This window comes from Saccharibacillus endophyticus (genome assembly GCF_013185185.1).
In the GTDB taxonomy this organism is placed as follows: domain Bacteria; phylum Bacillota; class Bacilli; order Paenibacillales; family Paenibacillaceae; genus Saccharibacillus; species Saccharibacillus endophyticus.
In genome coordinates this window covers 414,050-434,344 of record NZ_JAAZWE010000006.1, presented here as the reverse complement: position 1 = coordinate 434,344, position 20,295 = coordinate 414,050, and the positions used below count along the sequence as shown (strand labels likewise).

Annotated in this window: 13 protein-coding genes; 11 read left to right on the top strand and 2 right to left on the bottom strand. The window is 54.6% G+C overall.

Translation table 11 applies throughout. The features are described 5' to 3' along the window. The first annotated feature begins 86 nt into the window (after positions 1-86). The 4 genes from hisS (at position 87) to HRQ63_RS21665 (ending at position 6,538) form a co-directional block, all read left to right on the top strand. Positions 87-1,334 carry a histidine--tRNA ligase gene (hisS, locus tag HRQ63_RS21680; RefSeq protein ID WP_172247233.1) on the top strand — a complete coding sequence of 416 codons (1,248 nt, stop codon included), beginning with the start codon at positions 87-89 and terminating at the stop codon, positions 1,332-1,334. Positions 1,335-1,392: 58 nt separating this feature from the next. After that, positions 1,393-3,198, top strand: a complete 1,806-nt coding sequence (gene aspS / locus HRQ63_RS21675; protein ID WP_172247294.1) for an aspartate--tRNA ligase — start codon at positions 1,393-1,395, stop codon at positions 3,196-3,198. 95 nt (positions 3,199-3,293) lie between these two features. Then, the gene (locus HRQ63_RS21670; protein ID WP_172247232.1) at positions 3,294-4,064 is read left to right on the top strand and encodes a tRNA threonylcarbamoyladenosine dehydratase; all 771 of its coding nucleotides are present in this window, start codon (positions 3,294-3,296) and stop codon (positions 4,062-4,064) included. Between the two features lie 299 nt (positions 4,065-4,363). Further along, on the top strand, positions 4,364-6,538 hold the full coding sequence (locus HRQ63_RS21665; protein ID WP_172247231.1) for a HelD family protein: 2,175 nt from the start codon (positions 4,364-4,366) through the stop codon (positions 6,536-6,538). An 88-nt stretch (positions 6,539-6,626) separates the two neighbouring features. On the opposite strand, the gene HRQ63_RS21660 is transcribed toward HRQ63_RS21665, so the two are convergent. Next, a complete protein-coding gene (locus tag HRQ63_RS21660) occupies positions 6,627-8,438 on the bottom strand; it encodes a diguanylate cyclase (protein ID WP_172247230.1) in 1,812 nt (603 codons plus the stop codon). 271 nt (positions 8,439-8,709) lie between these two features. Here HRQ63_RS21660 and poxB point away from each other — a divergent pair, with 271 nt between their 5' ends. The 3 genes from poxB (at position 8,710) to HRQ63_RS21645 (ending at position 13,418) form a co-directional block, all read left to right on the top strand. Then, positions 8,710-10,437, top strand: coding sequence for a ubiquinone-dependent pyruvate dehydrogenase (gene poxB / locus HRQ63_RS21655; protein ID WP_172247229.1), 1,728 nt, complete (start codon positions 8,710-8,712; stop codon positions 10,435-10,437). Positions 10,438-10,608: 171 nt separating this feature from the next. Next, entirely contained in the window at positions 10,609-11,922 is a 1,314-nt protein-coding gene (locus tag HRQ63_RS21650; protein WP_371873190.1) for a replication-associated recombination protein A, read from the top strand. A 350-nt stretch (positions 11,923-12,272) separates the two neighbouring features. After that, positions 12,273-13,418 (top strand): LCP family protein, encoded by a 1,146-nt coding sequence (locus HRQ63_RS21645; RefSeq protein ID WP_172247228.1) that lies wholly within the window; start codon positions 12,273-12,275, stop codon positions 13,416-13,418. Between the two features lie 136 nt (positions 13,419-13,554). Here the strand turns inward: HRQ63_RS21645 and mnmA are convergent, their stop codons facing one another. Further along, positions 13,555-14,694, bottom strand: coding sequence for a tRNA 2-thiouridine(34) synthase MnmA (mnmA, locus tag HRQ63_RS21640; protein ID WP_172247227.1), 1,140 nt, complete (start codon positions 14,692-14,694; stop codon positions 13,555-13,557). A 483-nt stretch (positions 14,695-15,177) separates the two neighbouring features. Between mnmA and cymR the strand changes: the two genes are divergently transcribed. From cymR to alaS, 4 genes are all read left to right on the top strand, one after another. Next, positions 15,178-15,597 (top strand): cysteine metabolism transcriptional regulator CymR, encoded by a 420-nt coding sequence (gene cymR / locus HRQ63_RS21635; RefSeq protein WP_037290279.1) that lies wholly within the window; start codon positions 15,178-15,180, stop codon positions 15,595-15,597. 18 nt (positions 15,598-15,615) lie between these two features. After that, entirely contained in the window at positions 15,616-16,767 is a 1,152-nt protein-coding gene (locus HRQ63_RS21630; protein ID WP_172247226.1) for a cysteine desulfurase family protein, read from the top strand. Positions 16,768-16,910: 143 nt separating this feature from the next. Beyond that, on the top strand, positions 16,911-17,129 hold the full coding sequence (locus tag HRQ63_RS21625; RefSeq protein ID WP_172247225.1) for a hypothetical protein: 219 nt from the start codon (positions 16,911-16,913) through the stop codon (positions 17,127-17,129). A 488-nt stretch (positions 17,130-17,617) separates the two neighbouring features. After that, positions 17,618-20,257, top strand: coding sequence for an alanine--tRNA ligase (gene alaS / locus HRQ63_RS21620; protein ID WP_172247292.1), 2,640 nt, complete (start codon positions 17,618-17,620; stop codon positions 20,255-20,257). Positions 20,258-20,295 lie beyond the last annotated feature (38 nt).

Here is a 20,295-nt window from a genome sequence, read left to right as displayed (position 1 = left end):
ACGGCATAGACGGCGGACGGGGGGCTTTTTGGTATTTTATAAAAGCACCCGGCCGCGCAAGCCGGAAAGGAAGGAAAGAGAAAAAGATGGATTTTCAAAAGCCGAAAGGCACCCTCGATTTTTTGCCGGGAACGGTCGAAAAGTGGCAGTACGTAGAGAGCAAGGCACGCGATTTGTGCAGACGGTTTAATTACCGTGAAATCCGCACCCCGATCTTCGAATACACCCAACTGTTTCAGCGCGGGGTAGGCGAGACGACGGATATCGTGCAGAAGGAAATGTTCTCGTTCCAAGACATGGGCGGACGCGGCATGACGCTGCGTCCCGAAGGCACGGCAGGCGTCGTTCGCGCTTACGTGGAGAACAAAATCTACGGCGAGCCGGACGTGTCCAAGCTTTACTACATCGGACCGATGTTCCGGCAGGAGCGCCCGCAGGCGGGACGGTACCGTCAATTCCATCAATTCGGCATTGAAGCGATCGGTTCGGTAGAACCGGCAATCGACGCGGAAGTCATCGCTTTCGGATTGCAATTTTTCGAAGATATCGGTTTGAAAGGAACAAGCGTGGAGATCAATTCGGTCGGCAACGCGGCAACTCGCGCGGATTATAACGACAAATTGCTTGCGTTCCTGAACCCGATGCGAGACAGCCTGTGCAAAGACTGTCAGAGCCGCATCGACCGCAATCCGCTGCGCGTGCTCGACTGCAAAGTCGATCAGGACAAATTCACCGATGCGCCGTCCATTCTGGATAGCCTGGACGAAGAAAGCCGCACGCACTTCGAAGCGGTGCAAAGCAATTTGACGGCGATGGGCGTTGAATACACGATCAATCCGCGTCTCGTAAGGGGTCTGGATTACTACACGCTGACTGCCTTCGAGTTCAAAACGAAAAGCGGAATCGGCGCGATCGATACGATCGGCGGCGGCGGTCGTTATAACAAGTTGGTTGCCGAAGTCGGCGGACCGGATCAGCCGGGGATCGGCATGGCAATCGGCATGGAGCGTCTGCAGCTGCTGCTCGCCGACCAACAAACGCAAATCGAAGCCGAACCGCCGCTCGATATTTATCTGATCGGATTGGGCGAGAAGGCAAATGCTGAGATTACGAAGCAGCTGCATAAGCTGCGCCGCTTGGGCTTCTCCGCCGAACGCGATTATCTGGATCGCAAAATGAAAGCCCAAATGAAATCGGCGGATCGTCTGCAAGCCCGTTACACGGCTATTCTCGGCGACGACGAATTGGAACGCGGCGAGATCTCGGTCAAGTCGATGGAAACGCGCGAACAAGTGACTGTTCCGTTGGATGATCTGGCTTCCGTATTGAAATAGGCTTTCGGACGTAACGAAACAAACCATACTTTCATAACCAAAGGAGATTAACCTTATGATGCTCAGGACTCATCACTGCGGACAGATTACGTCGGCACAAATCGGAGAAACGGTTACACTGAACGGTTGGGTACAAACCCGCCGCGACCTCGGGGGCGTATTGTTCATCGATCTGCGCGACCGCAGCGGCATCGTGCAAGTCGTGTTCAACCCGGCTTATTCGGGCGAAGCGCTGCAAACGGCAGAGCGCGTGCGTACGGAATACGTGCTGGCCGTCAAAGGAACCGTGGTTAAACGCGAAGAAGAAACGGTCAACAAAAACCTGCCGACCGGCGAGCTTGAAGTTCGCGTTACCGAAATCGAAGTGTTGAACGCGGCAAAGACGCCTCCGTTCTTTATCGAAGACGGCATCGAAGTCGACGAAGCGCTGCGCCTGAAATACCGCTACCTCGACCTGCGCCGTCCGGAAATGCAGAAGACGCTGATGCTGCGTTCGCAGTCGGCGAAAATCTTCCGCAATTTCCTGGACGCGCAAGACTTCGTCGAAGTCGAAACGCCGATCCTGACGAAGAGCACGCCGGAAGGCGCGCGCGATTATTTGGTGCCGAGCCGCGTGCACGAAGGCGAATTCTTCGCCCTGCCGCAATCGCCGCAAATCTTTAAGCAATTGCTGATGGTCAGCGGTCTGGAACGTTATTATCAGATCGCCCGCTGTTTCCGCGACGAAGACCTTCGTGCCGACCGTCAACCGGAGTTCACGCAGGTCGACCTTGAAATGTCGTTCGTGTCGCGCGACGAAATTCTCGGCATGATCGAAGAACTGATGGCGAAGCTGTTCCGCGAAACGATCGGCGTGGAAGTCCAACTTCCGTTCCAACGCCTGACGCACGCCGAGGCGATGAGCAAATACGGTTCCGACAAGCCGGATCTGCGTTTCGGGATGGAACTGGTCGACGTCGGCGACATCGTCGAAACCAGCGAAGTGAAAGTATTTGCTTCGGTCATCGCGGGCGGAGGCCAGGTTAAAGTGCTGAACGCGAAAGGCTGCGGCACTTGGACGCGCAAAGAGATCGACGATCTCGGCCCTTACGCGGCGCGTTACGGCGCGAAAGGCTTGGCATGGATTCAAGTCAAAGAAGACGGCTTCAAAGGACCGATCGTGAAGTTCATGAGCGAGGAAGTCATCGAAGCGCTGCGCGAGCGCACGGACGCCGAAGTGGGCGACCTGCTGCTGTTCTCGGCGGACAAAAAACAGGTGGTGGCCGACGTACTGGGCGCGCTGCGTCTGAAGATCGGACGTCAACTGGGCCTGATCGACGACAGTATCTACAAATTCGCGTGGGTGCTTGAATTCCCGCTGCTCAGCTACGACGAAGAATCCAAGCGTTACGTGGCGGAACACCATCCGTTCACACGACCGCTGGAAGAAGATTTGGAACTGTTCGAGACCGACCCGGGTGCGGTTCGCGCGCAAGCGTACGACCTCGTGCTCAACGGCTACGAAGTCGGCGGCGGCTCGCTGCGGATCTTCGAACACGATCTGCAGCAGAAGATGTTCAAGCTGCTCGGCATTTCCGAAGAAACGGCGCAGGAGCAATTCGGCTTCCTGCTGGACGCGTTCCAATACGGCACGCCTCCGCACGGCGGATTCGCTTTCGGCTTCGACCGTCTGGTGATGCTGCTCACGCAGCGCACGAACCTGCGCGAAACGATTGCGTTCCCGAAAACGGCGAGCGCAACCGACTTGCTGATGAACGCGCCATCGACCGTCGACAAAGGCCAGCTCGATCAACTGCACATCAAGCTCGCACCGAAGCCGGCTAAAAAGCCAGCGGCTTCCGAAGGTGAAACGGAGCAAGCTTAAGACCGCGTACAACGCTAGAAAGGCAGCCGGCTCGGGCCGGTATGCCTTTTCCGTTTGTTTGGCACTCATCCGAAATTCAAGGAGGTTCATTCCTTATGCTGCATGCTTTTTCCAGAACCGAGCTTGCACTTGGACCTGAAGGTATTCAAGAGCTTAAAAACAGTACCGTGGCCGTTCTCGGCATCGGAGGCGTAGGCGCGATGGCCGTCGAAGCGTTGGCACGCTCCGGCGTCGGAACGCTGATCATGATCGATAAAGACGTGGTGGATATCACGAACATCAACCGTCAGATCCACGCGTTGACGACGACGGTAGGCCGGCAAAAGACCGAGTTGATGGCCGAGCGCGTCAAACTGATCAATCCCGACATCAACACGATCGTGCTGAACATGTTCTACACGGAAGAAACATACGAGAAACTGTTCGAGCACAAGATCGATTATGTCGTGGACGCGTCCGATACGATCATTTACAAAATTCATATCATCAAAGAGTGCCTGAACCGCGGCATTCCGATTATCTCCAGCATGGGCGCGGCGAATAAGATGGACCCTTCGCGCTTCCAGATCGCCGACATTTCCAAAACGAAAATGGACCCGATCGCGCGAATTATCCGGAACAAGCTGCGCAAAGAAGAAGGCATTAAGAAAGGCGTTAAGGTCGTGTTTTCGACGGAGAAACCGATCAAGCCCCGTCAGGACGTCACCGAACAGATCGCGCCGGCCGGAGCCAAAATTCGCAAAGCCAAGCAGCCGCCGGCCAGCAATGCCTACGTACCGCCGGTCGCGGGTTTGATCATGGTCAGCGAAGTGGTCAAGGATCTGATGATCCGCGGCGGACATCCTTTGCCGGATCAGGAGCAATAAAAATAATTTCATGTTTTGACCCTGAAGAGGGACGCGGAACTTTCGATGCAGAAAGCTTCGTGTCTCTTTTTATTGCGGTCGCTCGTTAAATAATTAAAGCCGTTTGCGCGGAAGTGTGCTATGCTAATAATCCTTTTGCATTTTCGCTTCCGTTTTTCGGTTTGCGGCACGCAATTATTTTTTCGGCATTTTGCGCACCCCGGCGTATTTTGGATGCGCCGGGGCGTCGTTGGTTCGCAAGAATCTGCCGGTTCGAGAGAATGGGTGTGCAAAATGCTCATCTTAGGAGGTAACTGACAATGAGTGAAGACGTTCAAAGTGCCTATCGGGAAGAGCAAAACAAGCTGTCTTCCGTTCTGGAAGAGATCGGAACGCAGCTTGGTCGCCTTCGGGCGGTTCCGGTGTATACCGGACATGATTTTACCGAGCAAGTGCTGGAAGCCGGACGCGAAGAGCGTCGTCAGAGGTTGGCCAAGTCGGAACCGGAGCCGTATTTCGGACGCATGGACTTCGAAGAGGACGGAAAAGCTTCCGCGGCTCCGCTCTACATCGGCAAGACCGGATTGGACGGCCGCGATCCCGGCAGCCTGCCGATCGTGATCGATTGGCGCGCCCCGGTCGCGAGTCTGTTCTATTCGTTTACCGGCGGCGAGGAGCGGGTCGAGTACGAAGCGCCCGAAGGCATCATCGGCGGCGAAGTGCATTTGAAACGCAATATCATGGTACGCAAATCCGAACTGGAACGCGTCGTCGATACGTATACGCGCGGCGGCGAAGAACCGGCGGTATCGGATGAATTCCTGCTGTATCGGCTCGGCGAAAACAAAGACAACCGGCTGCGCGATATCGTCTCGACGATTCAGGCCGAACAGGACAAGATCATTCGCGCCGAGAAAAATAAAGCACTGATCATCCAGGGAGTTGCAGGCAGCGGAAAAACAACCGTCGCCCTGCACCGTCTGGCCTTCCTGCTGTACCAATATCAAGAACAAGTGTCGGCCGAGAAAATGATCATTTTTGCGCCGAACGGTATGTTCCTCGATTACATTTCGGGCGTTCTGCCTGAACTGGGAGTCGGAGACATTCAACAGAGAACCTTCACCGACTGGGCGGGGAAGCTGCTTGATGTGGAATCCATGTTGGCCAATCCGGCGGAGACGTTGGACTTTTGGTTCGGAGAAGCCGGAGGGGCGGCACCGGGAGACGATGCGCCGGGACGATTCAAAGGTTCTGATCTTTTCCGCTCGATGCTCGATGCCGCGGCATCCGCGCTTGAAGTATCCGGTGCGCCGGAGCTGGAATTCTCGCCGTGGGACGGGAAAGTACTGCCTTACGAGACCATCCTGCATTGGTACGCCGAAGAATACAAGCATTACTCGGCAGGAGGGCGGAAGGAACGCGTGTTGGCACGCATTCACCGCTGGATCGAGATGGAATTGAAGCCGGTTAAGCCGGAGACGTTGCGCAAAGAATATAAGAAAAAAGCAGCCTTGCGAGAAAAAGCGTATGCGAAAAAATGGCCGGACTTCAGTCCGCTGACGCTATATAAGCAAATCTTCGGCGCAGCGAAAGATGCACGTGGCATCTTGCCTCAAGAAGCTTTTGCCGCCATTCCCGCTTCTGTTTTGAAATCGACCCGCAAAGACCTCAAGGAAGGCCGGATTCGCGAGGAAGATTTGCCTGCGCTGCTCTATTTGCACCAGCTGTTGAACGGTATTGAAGGCATCGAGCGGTTCGACCATATCGTCATCGACGAAGCTCAGGACTTTTCGCCGCTTCAAGTGTCGGTATTGGATCGATTCGTCCGCGGACATTCGTTTACCATCCTCGGCGATCTGTCCCAAGGCATTCATGCTTACAAAGGCGTGCATGCCTGGGAAGAAATGAGCGATCTGTTCGGCAAAGAAGAAACGTCTTACCACGCGCTTACCCGAAGCTACCGTTCGACGATGGAGATCATCGGTTTTGCCAACGTGATCCTGTCGGGGGGCGTATCGAATGCGATCGAAGCGGTGCCCGTGTTCCGGAGCGGGAACAAGGTTCGCATGATCGACTTCGGCATCGAGACCGAAGCGGCCGACGTTCAAGCAGCGGCCAAAGCGATCCGTGCCTTGTGGGGGCGCGAGCATAAGACGGTGTCCGTGCTTACGCGTACGCAAGAGCAAGCGTCCGCGCTGCATGCAGCCTTACAACCGGAATTCCCGGAACTGAATTTGATCGACGGCAGCATGACCCAATACGAAGGCGGACTGTCTGTGCTTCCTTTGCATTTGTCGAAAGGTCTGGAGTTCGATGCCGTCATCATAGCGGATGCGGGGCGTCGAAACTACGGAGATTCGGAATGGGACGCGAAAATGCTGTACGTAGGCTGCACGCGTGCGCTGCATGAGCTGTGGGTTCTGCATGGCGGCGAGACGCCAAAATTCCTGAACGACGTGGCCGACTGGAGCGACACGGGCTGGCCTGAAGCATAGAAGCGGATTTGTCGGTATTCATAAGACCGGAAAAAAGAGTACAAGCCTCTTGGCTTGTACTCTTTTTTGTTCCGTTCGATTGCCTTAATTAAGCGGAATCGTTCAATCCTTCATTTTCGGTATATACACGATTGCGTCCGGCAGCTTTGGCTCGATACAGGGCAGAGTCGGCGACCCCGATCAGCTCCTGCCTGTCCTGTCCTTCGTGCAATTGAGCCACGCCGAAGCTGGCGGTCACCCGGTAATCCGGAGACGGCGAATCGAACTCGATCAATTTGCGCAAGCGATTGGCGACTTCAGCGGCTTCTTCCAGCGGCGTGTTGGGCAGCAGCACCGCAAATTCTTCTCCGCCGAAACGCACCGGGAGATCGCCGAATCGGCAGTAGGCTTGAAGCAGCAGCGCGATATGGCGCAGCACCGCATCTCCCTCCTGATGACCGCGCGTATCATTGAACAGCTTAAAACGGTCGACGTCGAGCAAAATCAAGCTGAGAGGACGCACTGCGCCTTCGTTCGCGCGGGCTTCCTCGGTCAAACGAACAAAGGCTTCGTCGAAATGCCGACGATTCCAAAGTCCGGTTAATCCGTCCCGCATCGCCAATGACTGAATCCGGCTGGTTTGCAGCGCATTGTCGATCGCCGTCGCGATAAGCGGAACCAGCTTTTCAAGCCGCTGCTTTTTAACGGAAGTGAAGAAATAAGGGCGCGAAGAGTAGAGATTCAGAATGCCGATGACCCGATGGTCTTTTTTCAGCAAGAGATGCACGGAAGAACGCATCCCGTCCCGGTAGACCCGTTCGCTCAGACCGCCCGAGGGGTGCTCGATCTCCCAATTGTCGTACAGCAGGGATTTGCCGCCTTGAATCATCGACCGCAGTTCGTCGCGTTCGCTGTCCAGCAGCGCTTCTTTCAAACTTAGGCGTTCTCCCTGGGAGACGGCTTTGGAGAAAAATCGGCGATCCGCATTTTGCATCACGATACTGACTTTGTCGCACTGAACGAGATTTCGCATATGGAGAAGCGTTTGTCGATACACGTCCTGCACGGAGCCGGCCTGATTGAGCGCGTTGATCATTTTGTAAGTATCTTCAAGCTGTCCGCTTTCCCGGCGCAAGTCTTCGCCCATGCGATGAAAGGCTTGAACGAGCCTGCCCAATTCGCCGGACGTGGTGTAATTGCTTTTGACCGAGTCTTCCAAACTGCCTTCATACGCGGATATGGCCTGGTCAAGTTCTGCAAGCGGATGGATCAGGCGTCGAATATGTTTGATGATAAAAAATACGTAGAGTCCGATCGTCAACAGGGCGGCCGCTCCGGTCAGAGCCAAGGTCATGCTGATGCGGTCCATGAGCCGGGATCTTTCCAAATCGCGCTTGACCGTGATTCGGGCCAGAAGGTCGTCGAACTCCGCGTTCAATACGCGGAATGCCAATTCGCCTTTTTGCAGCGTATCCCGATCAATGGTTTCGCCGAGCAGCGAGCGTTCCATCGTGGCGCGGCTGTGCTCGTTTTGCCAGACCTCCGTATCGTTCAACAGACCGTTGACCTCGGCGGAAAAATCAGGAGTCAGCGAGCTGCGTTTCAGCAAGTTTGCCGATACTTTGCGATAGTCGGCCAGTCCGCGGTTATAGTAACTAAGGAATGAAGATTCGCCGGTCATGCTGAAACCGCGCTGTCCGCCCTCTTGTTCGACAAGCGACTTTTCGAGCATATCCAGATTTTCGGTCAGAATAGCGAGGTCGCGAACGTGCATGTAGCTGCTTTTGATGAAATGGTCTTGAAACAGGTAGCCGCCGCTTAAAAGAAGAGCGAACGCAGCGAAGAAGGCCAGGCTGAATCGGATCAGCAGCAATCCCAGCTTCGTCTCGTTATCGTTTCGGAATAGGCTGCGAAAACTCATCTTGATCGCTCCTTCGTTCGGCCGGAATACAGTACGCAGCAGGTTTTATGATCGCGCGTTGATGCAGGCAAGATTTATATCGGCAAACGGGAGCGAAGTTGTAAGGGATTACAGGACATGTTACATAAGAACCGGACGAAAATCAGCGTTAGGAGACGAGCGGGGCGGGTAAATAGAAGAGGAGGCCGGTACGTTGCTTAGGCCGGGATTTGCATGTAACCTTCCCGGACCTGAAGTAACCGGCATAAAAAAGGAACGGGAGATGGATCATATGGGCAAAACGATTGCGGATTCGCTGGTGGAGGTACTCATTCACGCCGGAGTGAAAAGAATCTACGGAATCACGGGAGATTCGCTGAACGCGGTGATCGACGCGGTTCGCCGTTCGGGCAAGATCGAATGGATCCATGTACGGCATGAAGAGGTCGCCGCATTCGCGGCCGGGGCCGATGCGGATTTGAGCGGATCGATCGCGGTATGCGCGGGAAGCAGCGGACCGGGCAATTTGCATTTGATCAACGGCTTGTACGAATGTTATCGCAGCCGCGTTCCCGTACTCGCGATCGCCGCGCATATTCCGAGCGACGAGATCGGCAGCGGTTATTTCCAGGCAACCCACCCGGAGCAGATCTTCCAGGAGTGCAGCGTGTTTTGCGAAACGATCATGTCCGAAGGTCAAGTGCCCCGGACCATTACGATGGCGCTTCAAACGGCATTGGCCCATTCCAGCGTCTCGGTAGTCGTGCTGCCCGGCGACGTTGCCGCAAAAGACGCCGGGAAACATCAAGTGCCGCAGCGGGTCATTCATGCTTCGAAGCCGGTCGTGCATCCTTCGCAGACCGAATTGGAGCAGTTGGCAGGTTATTTGAACGACGGGAAAAAGGTGACGCTGCTTGCGGGTGCCGGCTGCAAAGGCGCGCACGCCGAGGTGCTGGCGTTGGCGGAACGGCTTCAGGCGCCGATGGTCGTCGCTTTGCGGGGCAAAGAGCATCTGGAATACGACAATCCCTATTTCGTCGGTCTGACCGGATTGATCGGCTACGCCTCCGGCTATCACGCCATGATGGATTGCGACGTGCTGCTGATGCTCGGCACGGACTTCCCGTACCGTCAATTTTACCCGGAGCATGCCAAAATTCTTCAAGTCGATATCGAGCCTGCGCGTTTGGGACGGCGGACGAATCTTGAACGGGGAGTTTGCGGCGATGTTCGCGATACCGTTCAGGCGCTGCTGCCTTTGTTGAAAGAGGGCCGCGACTCGAAGCATCTGCACAAATCCGTCGAGCGTTACGTCAAAGTGCGCAAAGAGCTGGACGGGCTGGCTTCGGGAGAATCGGGCCGCCGTCCGATCCATCCGCAGCAGTTGGCGAAGGTCGTCAGCGATCTCGCGACGGAAAACGCGGTCTTCTCTGCAGACGTCGGAACGCCGACTGTATGGGCCGCCCGCTACCTGCAAATGAACGGGAAGCGCCGCCTGATCGGATCGTTCAACCACGGGACGATGGCCAACGCGCTGCCGCAGGCGATCGGCGCTCAGGCGACCGAGCCGGAGCGGCAAACGATTGCGTTATCCGGCGACGGAGGCTTGTCGATGCTGCTGGGCGATCTGTTGACGCTCAAACAGCACAAGCTGCCGGTCAAAGTCGTCGTTTTCAACAATGAAGCGCTCGGATTTGTCGAACTGGAGATGAAAGCCACGGGCTATCTGGAAACGGGTACCGATCTGAGCCGTACGGACTTCGCGGCCGTAGCCAATGCAATGGGCATTTACGGCGTTCGCGTGGAAGACCCGGATCAGTTGGAAGATGCGGTGAAGAATGCGCTGAACCATGACGGTCCGGCTCTGATCGACGTTGTGGTCAATCGCCAGGAGCTGTCGATGCCGCCGAAGATCAGCGCGCAGCAGGCCGGAGGATTTTCGCTCTGGGCGGTCAAAGCCGTACTGAGCGGGCACGGGGATGAATTGATCGACTTGGCGAAAAGCAACCTGCTTCGATAAACCGGCGATGCCGACCGGTTAGATGAATCATGAGGATAGACCGCGATGCACTCGCGGTCTTTTATTTATGCATCGAAACGGCTGCTCGGAGACGATTTGCTTGAATTTCCGATTTGCGTTCGCGGCCGATGCACACTATATTGAATAAAGGCATGAAAGGACGTGACGAGTTTGGATCTGTTCAATTACGACGGAGACGCAGGCAGGCAGGAGACTGGCGGCCTATTGGCTGACCGGATGCGGCCGTTGACGCTGGACGAATACATCGGACAGGAAGATATCGTCGGCCCGGGCCGACTATTGCGCCGGGCGATCGAAGCCGATAAAGTAGGGTCGATCGTATTATACGGGCCTCCCGGCTGCGGAAAGACCACATTGGCTCATATTATTTCCAATCACACGCAGGGTAAATTTATACGCTTGAACGCCGTCGATGCGACGGTCAAAGATGTACGCGAGGTCATTCAGCAAGCTGCCGACGACAAGGCGTTGTACGGAAGCAAAACGATTTTGTTCCTCGACGAGGTTCATCGCTTCAATAGCTCGCGTCAGGATGCGCTGCTTCCGGCGGTGGAGAAAGGAACGATCATCTTTATCGGCGCGACGACCGAGAATCCGTTTCATTACGTCAACGGCGCTTTGATGAGCCGATCGACCTTGTTCCAGCTTCATCCGCTTACGGCGGAGCATGCCCGGATTGCGATGAGCCGGGCGCTTGCCGATTCGGAGCGAGGCTTGGGCTACATGGACCTGAGCGTCGAAGAGGATGCGCTTCAGCATATTGCGGCGATGTCCGGCGGCGATATCCGGCGCGCGCTGAATGCGCTGGAGCTTGCGGCGCTGACTACGCCGCCGCAAGCCGACGGCAAAATAGTCGTAACGCTGGAAGCGGCGGAGGAATCGGTGCGCCGCCCGATCGCGCGAGCCGACGAATCTACGCAATATGACGTATTATCCGCTTTTCATAAGTCGATTCGGGGCTCCAGCGATGCGGCGTTGTACTGGTTCCTGTATGCCGTGGAAAAACTCGGCATGGACCCGATGACGTTTATCCGACGCTTGATTGCGGCCAGCAGCGAGGATATCGGACTCGCCAATCCCCAAGCGATGGTGCAGGCTGTAGCCGCCCTGGAAGCCTATCGCAATAACGGCTGGCCGGAAGCCAAACTCAACGTTGCGCAGGCCATCCTGTTCGCCGTCGAAAGTCCGAAATCCAATGCCGTATATACGGCGATCGCCAAAGCCGAAGCTTCTTTCGGTCGAACGGCCACGACGGAGGTCCCGCTTCATCTGCGCGATACCCATTACAAGGGGGCGGAGAAGCTCGGGCACGAAGGTTACAAATATCCGCATAACTTCGCGAACCACTACGTCAAACAAGCCTACCTGCCGAAAGAATTGGAAGGAACCGTTTTTTATGAAGCCACGGAGCAGGGGAACGAATCCAAAATTCGTCTGAATCAACAACGTCGTCGCGAGCAATGATAAAAAAAGAACGATGGATAAAATTCGGGCGACATGCGTCGGCGAAACGGCGTTGCGGCTGTCTTGCTTTCCGATACCCGAATCTCTTGAATCGTACTTTTTATATAGGTTTCGTATGTTAGAATTGTCAGAACAATGCGAAATGTAGTAATCTAAAGTGTGTCTTCAAGTTTGAGATCGATCCGATAGGTATAAAATTAGATTAATGCTTCTATTTTAGCTTCCATAAGGGACTTCAAAAGCCGGTCGATTTTACTTTGTCGAATTCGGTCACCGTAGCCCGTCGTGTGTTCATCTGAAAACACGCCGTAAGCCGACGACTTTTGTGGGGAGAGAAAGGTACAAACGAAATGGATAAAAACCAGCCGGCCGAGGCTCGCGTACTGACGAGAGCGCAGAGGCATCAGAAGAAGAAACCGAAAACAAAGAAGAACAAAGGCAGAGCCTGGCTGATTGCGCTTTGCGTCGTACTCGTTCTGGGACTCGGCGGATTTATTTTCCGTAAAGAATTGATGGTGCTTGCTTTCGATACGTTCCTGGCCGGTACGGTCAAAGAAGCGCTGGACGACTCTTACGTGCCGATCGACCAGCCGGGCAAAGGCGGAGGCGAAGAACAGCAGTTGACGGTGGCCGAATTGACCAAAGAACCTTTCTCGGTACTGCTGCTCGGAACGGACCAACGCGAAGACGAGATCGCGCGTACCGACTCCATCATCTATTCGGTTGTCCGTCCGGTAGACAACAAAGTGTTATTGATTTCCATTCCGCGCGACTCCTACGTGAAGATGGTCGGCACGCCGACGATCAAAGGAACCCGTTCGGAAACGAAGATCAACGCGGCTTACGCGTACGGCGGCGCGCAAATGAGTGTCGACACCGTAGAAGCGCTGTTGGAACACGATGTCGATTACTATGCCACGATCAACTTCAACGGTTTGAAAGACGTCGTCAACGCGATGGGCGGCGTAGAGCTGCCGATTACCGAGACGATCGAGAACAAACAAGCCGATCACGAAAAATTCACGATCGAAGCCAACAAACCGATCTATGACGGAACGGAAGCTTTGAATTATGTCCGTTACCGCGAAGATTCCGATTTCAAGCGTACCGAACGCCATCGGATTTTCCTTAAACAGATGTTGAATCGAATGAAAAGCGTGGAGAACCTGACCAAAATTCCGGAATTGATCGGAATCGCGGGACAGAATTTCAAAACCAACATGACTTCCGATTTTATGCTGTCGTTGGCCAAGACCGTGATCATGAGCGATACGACGCCGGAAATCAGCAGCCATATGCTGCAAGGCGAAGGCGTGTCGAGGGATGCTTGGTATTACGAACTGGATGACCAGGATTTGGAAGAAACGATCGAATCGATCAATAAGTGGCTCGATTCGAATTCGACGGCTTCGGACCTGCTTGTGGATGACACCGACGAAGGCGGGGATTCGCACACGGATCAGGAAGGTCAACCCGCAGGCGACACCGGTCAATAACAGACTTTTGCAACGTAATAAAAAGCTCGAATATAACGCACAGCTCGTAAGCAAGAAGCCCGCTGCTCACCTTATACGGTGAACAGCGGGCTTCTTTTTTTATGTCGCATCGGGCGAAGAAAGCAATCGGTAATTTTTAAAAGATACCTGCTTGTTCGGTTGCTCCGTAAGGAACTTTCTCGACCGTTTCGATCGTGCCGCCGCCGAGACAAGTTTCTCCGTCGTAGAACACGACTGCTTGACCCGGAGTAATCGCTTTTTGGTTCTCCGCAAAGGCAACATGGACCGATCCGTCTTCGAGGCGGGTCAAGGTCACGCCTTGATCGGGTTGACGATAACGGAATTTGGCCGTGCAGGTCAGAGAACCGTTCGCCAATTCGTCCCGTCCCGAAGCAAACGTCACGCCGCTTGCGACCAGACCGGTGGAGTACAGGCTCGGATGCTTATCGCCTTGTACCACATACAGAATGTTGTTTTCCAAATCTTTGTCGGCTACGAACCAAGGCTCGCCGTTGCCGGAACCTCCGATGCCCAATCCTTGGCGTTGTCCGAACGTATAATACATCAGCCCGTCATGACGGCCTTTCGATTCGCCCGTTGCGATATCGACCATCTCGCCGGATTTGGCCGGCAGATAACCGCTGAGGAATTCGCGGAAGTTGCGTTCGCCGATAAAACATACTCCCGTACTGTCTTTTTTGCGTGCCGTCGCAAGGCCCGCTTCTTCCGCGATCCGACGAACTTCCGGTTTCGGCAAATGGCCGATCGGGAACATCGTTTTGGACAGTTGATACGGATTCAACGCATTCAGGAAATACGTCTGGTCCTTATTGTTGTCCACGCCGCGCAGCAGCTTGAATTCGCCGTTCTCTTCCGTTACCCGCGCATAATGTCCGGTAGCTACATAATCGGCTCCCAGATCCAGCGCTTTGTTCAAGAATTCGCCGAACTTGATCTCGCGGTTGCACATGACGTCCGGATTCGGCGTCCGTCCGCGCTTGTATTCATCCAGGAAATACGAGAACACTTTGTCGAAGTATTCCTTTTCAAAGTTGACCGTATAGTAAGGAATCCCGATCTTCTCGCAAACGCGACGAACATCCTCGGCATCATCTTCGGCCGTGCAATGTCCGAACTCGTCGGTATCGTCCCAGTTTTTCATAAAGATCCCGATCACGTCATACCCTTGCTCCTTGAGCAGCAGCGCCGTAACCGAAGAATCGACCCCGCCGGACATGCCGACCACTACCCGTGTTTCTTGAGGAGATTTATTCATATCTATCACCGTCTTCTATAAGAAATGTGTTCGAGCTTCATCAAATCAAACTAAAAACGAAATAACGCGCTCTGCGCGTTTGAGAGTGTCGAGAAATCAGTTTGCGAACGGAAGCAGCAGGCGGAGGGATGAATTCAGTGGAGGAATGAAATGTTCGCCTTTGAAATCGGGAAAATTCCTTTTTGAATCCAATCCTTTTTGCCGATTTCAACACGCGACCGGAACGAATTCATCCCGGAGCCGCCAAGCTTCTTTTCCGAACAGGATTTTCTCGCCGTTCATCCGCGCGCGCTCCGCAACATTTTACCACAAAAAACGGATATTTACGACTGTCCCGCCTTATTTTAAAACTCAACAAGTCCTTTCCGCGCGGACATTTTCGCAAAGCATAGATTCTGTAGTGCATCACACTCCGCGATTATGTTACGATAGTCTGAGTATACACAGGCTATAACCCCGAATGAATCGAAAGAGGTGCCTCTATTGAAGATATCGACTAAAGGCCGTTACGGCTTAACCATTATGATGGAACTTGCAGCAAGATACGGCGAAGGACCGACTTCCCTGAAAAGTATCGCCGAGAAAAACTCGTTGTCCGAGCATTACCTGGAGCAATTGATTGCCCCGCTGCGTAACGGAGGTCTGGTGAAAAGTATCCGTGGCGCTTACGGCGGCTACATCTTGTCGCGTGATCCCGATACGGTAACGGCAGGCGAAATTATTCGCGTGTTGGAAGGTCCGATCTCGGTTGTGGACTTCGCCGAAGAAGACGACCCGGCCAAGCGCGATCTGTGGAAAAAAATCCGTGACGCCATCGCCGACGTGATCGATTCGACGACGCTGGGCGATCTGATCTCGTTCCGAGATAAGGGCGAACCGGATAATTATATGTTCTACATTTAAGTTGGGGTGAACGCAAAAATGAACAGAATTTATATGGATCATGCAGCGTCTACCCCGGTGCATCCGCTTGTCGCCGAAGAGATGCTGCGCATTATGACCGGAACTTACGGCAATGCGTCCAGCGTGCATGCGTTCGGACGCGACGCCAAGCGAATCGTCAGCTCGGCGCGCGAACGGATCGCGGCCGCCATTCATGCCCGTCCGTCCGATCTGGTATTCACATCGGGCGGTACGGAGAGCGACAACGCGGCGCTGTTCGGTGCAGCCATGGCTCGCATGGACAGGGGGCGCCATTTGCTCGTATCGCAGATCGAGCATCATGCCGTGCTGCACGCGGCCGAACGGCTGGCGGAACAGGGGTTTGAGGTGGAGTACATTCCTGTCGATACGTTCGGGCGCGTGGACCTGAATTGGATTCGCGAACATGTTCGTCCGGACACGACGCTGATCAGCGTGATGTTGGCGAACAACGAGGTAGGCACGACGCAGCCGATCCGCGAGATTGGCGCTTTTGCTCGTGAACAGGGTATTTGGTTCCATACGGATGCCGTTCAGGCACTCGGTTCGCTGAAGATCGACTGCGAGGAATTGAACGCGGACCTGATCAGTTTCTCGGCGCATAAAATCAACGGTCCGCAAGGGATCGGGGCTTTGTACGTAGCGCCGCATATCAAACTGCCTGCTTTGCTGCACGGAGGTAATCAGGAACGCAAGCGCCGCGCGGGCACGGAGAACCTGGCCGGAATGGCCGGATTTGCCAAAGCCGTCGAACTGGCCGTATCCGGGCTAGATGAACGCCATGCGGAGTCGATTCGATTGCGTCACCAGCTTGTGGAAGGGTTGAAGACGGCAATCGGCGAGGATCGGTTTGTTGTTAATGGAGACCCTGAGCACACATTGGCACATGTCGTGAACATCAGCTTCCCGGCCGTGGGGACCGAGACGATGTTGATGAACTTGGACATGGAAGGGATTGCCGCAGCCAGCGGTTCGGCATGCACGTCGGGTTCGCTGGAGACTTCCCATGTATTGCGTGCCATGAATTTGCCTGAAAATGTTTTGCATTCCGCGATTCGATTCAGCTTCGGGTTGGGTAATACTTCGAAGGAAATCGAAATAGTCGTCAAAAAAATTGAAACGATTATCGGCCGCGTGCGTATCAATCATTGATATGCCCCGCAGGGCGATTCGAAATAGACCAACGTCAAGCATAAGTTTGTTTCGTGATTCAGATTGTGAATAATCGTTCAATCGGAAGAAGGCCAGACTTCTTCATGACATTCAAATAAGCGGACGGATAGGTGATCCCCATAATGAAATGTCCAAATTGCAGTTCCAAAGATATCGGGAAAATCGGCTCGCATCAGTTCTACTGCTGGAGCTGCTTTATCGAATTGACCGTTAATGCCGGAAAGATGTCGGTTTATCAAGTTGAAAAAGACGGAACGCTCAGTTCGCTGGACGATTTGTTTTGTCTGGAAAATGCGGCGGATACCGCACATCAGCTTCATGCGGAGTCGAGAGCTTCCTAAATAAGTATCAGACGAGGTCGGAAGAACAAGGGAACTCAAGCGAGTTTGTTCCCGGGTTCTTTCGCCTTTTTTTGCTTTTTGCGGATTCTGTTCTGTCGGTTGCTTTCTCATTGACAGAAATTCGGGTGCCCGATATACTGGGAAAGCATTCATCCATAATAGGTAACACGATGAAGGAATGAAGTACGTCCTGAAGGGACGCCTCCTCAGCGAACAGGCTCCTTGTGCGTTCGGCACATGGGTGGAAGAGCCTGGGAGGCCAACGGACCGAAAGCTGATTCCGGAGTGCTTGGCAGATTTTTGCCGCAGCCGACTCGTCCCCGTTAACGGACGCGAACGAGGAGATCGTCCATATTTGCCTTCATGCTGCTTGATGCAGACCGAAGTCATGGGGCGATAACCAGGGTGGTACCGCGAGCAATCGTCCCTGAATATTTCAGGGGCGTTTTTTATGTTTTTTAACATTCATAAACGGAGGTCCGAAAATGATGAAAGCTAGTGAAATCCGCTCCAAATGGCTTGAATTCTTCGAACAAAAAGGTCACCATATCGAACCGAGCGCGCCGCTTGTGCCGCACAACGATCCGTCCCTGCTGTGGATCAATGCGGGCATGGCACCGCTGAAACCGTATTTCGACGGCCGCGTGAAGCCGGAAAATCCGAGAATCGCCAACTCGCAAAAATGTATTCGCACCAACGATATCGAGAACGTGGGCAAGACGCGTCGTCACCATACCTTCTTCGAAATGTTGGGTAACTTCTCGATCGGCGATTACTTCAAAGAAGAAGCGATCACGTGGGCGTGGGAGTTCCTCACCGGGCCGCAATGGATCGGCTTCGATCCGGAGCGCATCAGCGTAACCGTATACGCGGAAGACGAAGAAGCTTTCATGCTCTGGAATACGAAAGTCGGTCTGCCGGCCGAACGTATCATTAAGCTAGGGGACGAAAACTTCTGGGATATCGGCGAAGGCCCTTGCGGACCGTGCAGCGAGATCTTCTACGATCGCGGCGACGCTTACGGCGTGCTGGACCCGAACGATCCGGAGATGTATCCGGGCGGCGAAAACGAGCGTTTCCTTGAAGTATGGAACCTCGTATTCTCGCAATTCAACCACAATAAAGACGGCAGCTACACGCCGCTTCCGAACAAAAATATCGATACGGGCGCAGGCCTGGAGCGTCTGACTTCCATTCTGCAGGACGTGAACTCGAACTTCGATACGGATCTGTTCCAGCCGATGATTCAACATACGGCGAAGCTTGCAGGAATCGAGTACGGCGTAAGCGAAGAGCATGACGTTGCGCTTAAAGTCATCGCCGACCACGTGCGTACGGTAACGTTCGCTGTCGGCGACGGCGTTCAGCCTTCGAACGAAGGTCGGGGTTACGTCATTCGCCGTTTGCTCCGTCGCGCCGTTCGTTACGGACGCGTAATCGGGCTTGACCGTCCGTTCCTGTATGAGCTGGTTCGCACCGTAGGCGACGTAATGGGCGTATACTACACGCAAATCGTAGATAGCCGCGAACTGATCGAACGCGTGATTCGTCTGGAAGAAGAACGTTTCCTCAAGACGTTGTCCGACGGTCTGGCGATTCTGACGGAGACGGCAGAGCGTGCCAAGGCAGTAGGCGAGAGCGTGATCGGCGGCGAAGACGCGTTTAAAATGTACGACACGTTCGGCTTCCCGCTCGACCTGACCGAAGACTTCGCATTGGAACACGGCATGACGGTAGATCGCGACGGATTCGAGACGGCGATGCAAGAGCAGCGTACAAGAGCCCGTGAAGCGCATAAAAAAGGCGGCGGCATGAACATCCAGGGCGGCGCATTGTCCGAACTGGAAGCGGCAAGCGAATTCGTAGGCTACGGTGAAACGTCTGTCGAAGCGAAGATCGTCGTTCTGATCAAAGACGGCGCAATCGTAGAATCCGTAGGCGAAGGCGATTCGGCGCTCGTCGTATTGGACAAGACTCCGTTCTACGCGGAAAGCGGCGGCCAGGTCAGCGACGTGGGGACCATCTCTTCCTTTACAGGAACGCTGAATGTCGAAGGTCTGGTAAAAGCGCCGGGCGGCCAACACGTGCACCAAGTCACCGTCGAATCCGGCGAGCTTCACGTCGGCGACGATGTTCGCGCAAGCGTGGAACGCGATTCGCGCACGGCAATCGAGAAGAATCACACGGCGACGCATTTGCTTCATAAAGCGCTCAAAGAAGTGCTGGGCACGCATGTTAACCAAGCAGGTTCCCTCGTCGAACCGCAGCGTCTGCGCTTTGACTTCTCGCACTTCGGCAGCATTACGCAAGAAGAGCTGGCCGATGTGGAACGCCGCGTGAACGAGCAGATCTGGAAAGGCGTCAACGTGCGAATCGAACTCAAAGGCATCGAAGAAGCCAAAGCAATGGGAGCGATGGCGCTGTTCGGCGAAAAATACGGCGATATCGTCCGCGTGGTCGAAATCGGCGATTACAGCCTGGAACTGTGCGGCGGCTGCCATGTTCGCAATACGAGCGAAATCGGATTGTTCAAGCTTGTCGGCGAGAGCGGCATCGGTTCCGGCGTGCGCCGCATCGAAGCTTTGACGGGTCGCGGTGCTTATCTGTACCTCGACGAGCAGCTTGAGCTGCTGAAGCAATCGGCAGCAACGCTCAAGACGCCGGTTACCGAAGTTCCGAAGCGGATCGACGGCCTGAACAAACAGCTCAGGGATGCAGAACGCGAGATCGAATCGCTTCGCGGCAAGCTGGGCGCGATCGAAGCGGGTCAGCTGACGGACAATGTTCGCGAAGTGGGCGGCGTACAGGTCTTGGCTGAAAAAGTATCGGCTTCCGATATGGACGGCCTTCGTTCGTTGGCGGATGAACTGAAAGTGAAGCTGCCTCAAGCCGTATTGGTATTGGGCGCGCCTTCCGAAGACAAAGTCAACTTTGTCGTTGTCGTTCCAAAAGAGCTGACGGCGCGCGGCTTGAATGCCGGCAAGCTGGTTAAGGAAGCCGCGACCGTATGCGGCGGCGGAGGCGGCGGCCGTCCCGACATGGCGCAAGCCGGCGGCAAGGATGCATCGAAGCTGCAAGAAGCACTCGATAAGGCCGTATCCGTTCTTGAACAATCGCTGAACGCTTGATTCTTGGCCTTCATCGTCACCCGATTCCCCGTTTCTTG

Excerpts from the sequence above, each read along its gene's own strand:
- hisS (WP_172247233.1), top strand. The coding sequence starts at position 87 with ATGGATTTTCAAAAGCCGAAAGGCACCCTCGATTTTTTGCCGGGAACG.
- aspS (WP_172247294.1), top strand. The coding sequence starts at position 1,393 with ATGCTCAGGACTCATCACTGCGGACAGATTACGTCGGCACAAATCGGA.
- HRQ63_RS21670 (WP_172247232.1), top strand. The coding sequence starts at position 3,294 with ATGCTGCATGCTTTTTCCAGAACCGAGCTTGCACTTGGACCTGAAGGT.
- HRQ63_RS21665 (WP_172247231.1), top strand. The coding sequence starts at position 4,364 with ATGAGTGAAGACGTTCAAAGTGCCTATCGGGAAGAGCAAAACAAGCTG.
- HRQ63_RS21660 (WP_172247230.1), bottom strand. The coding sequence starts at position 8,438 with ATGAGTTTTCGCAGCCTATTCCGAAACGATAACGAGACGAAGCTGGGA.
- poxB (WP_172247229.1), top strand. The coding sequence starts at position 8,710 with ATGGGCAAAACGATTGCGGATTCGCTGGTGGAGGTACTCATTCACGCC.
- HRQ63_RS21645 (WP_172247228.1), top strand. The coding sequence starts at position 12,273 with ATGGATAAAAACCAGCCGGCCGAGGCTCGCGTACTGACGAGAGCGCAG.
- mnmA (WP_172247227.1), bottom strand. The coding sequence starts at position 14,694 with ATGAATAAATCTCCTCAAGAAACACGGGTAGTGGTCGGCATGTCCGGC.
- HRQ63_RS21630 (WP_172247226.1), top strand. The coding sequence starts at position 15,616 with ATGAACAGAATTTATATGGATCATGCAGCGTCTACCCCGGTGCATCCG.
- HRQ63_RS21625 (WP_172247225.1), top strand. The coding sequence starts at position 16,911 with ATGAAATGTCCAAATTGCAGTTCCAAAGATATCGGGAAAATCGGCTCG.
- alaS (WP_172247292.1), top strand. The coding sequence starts at position 17,618 with ATGAAAGCTAGTGAAATCCGCTCCAAATGGCTTGAATTCTTCGAACAA.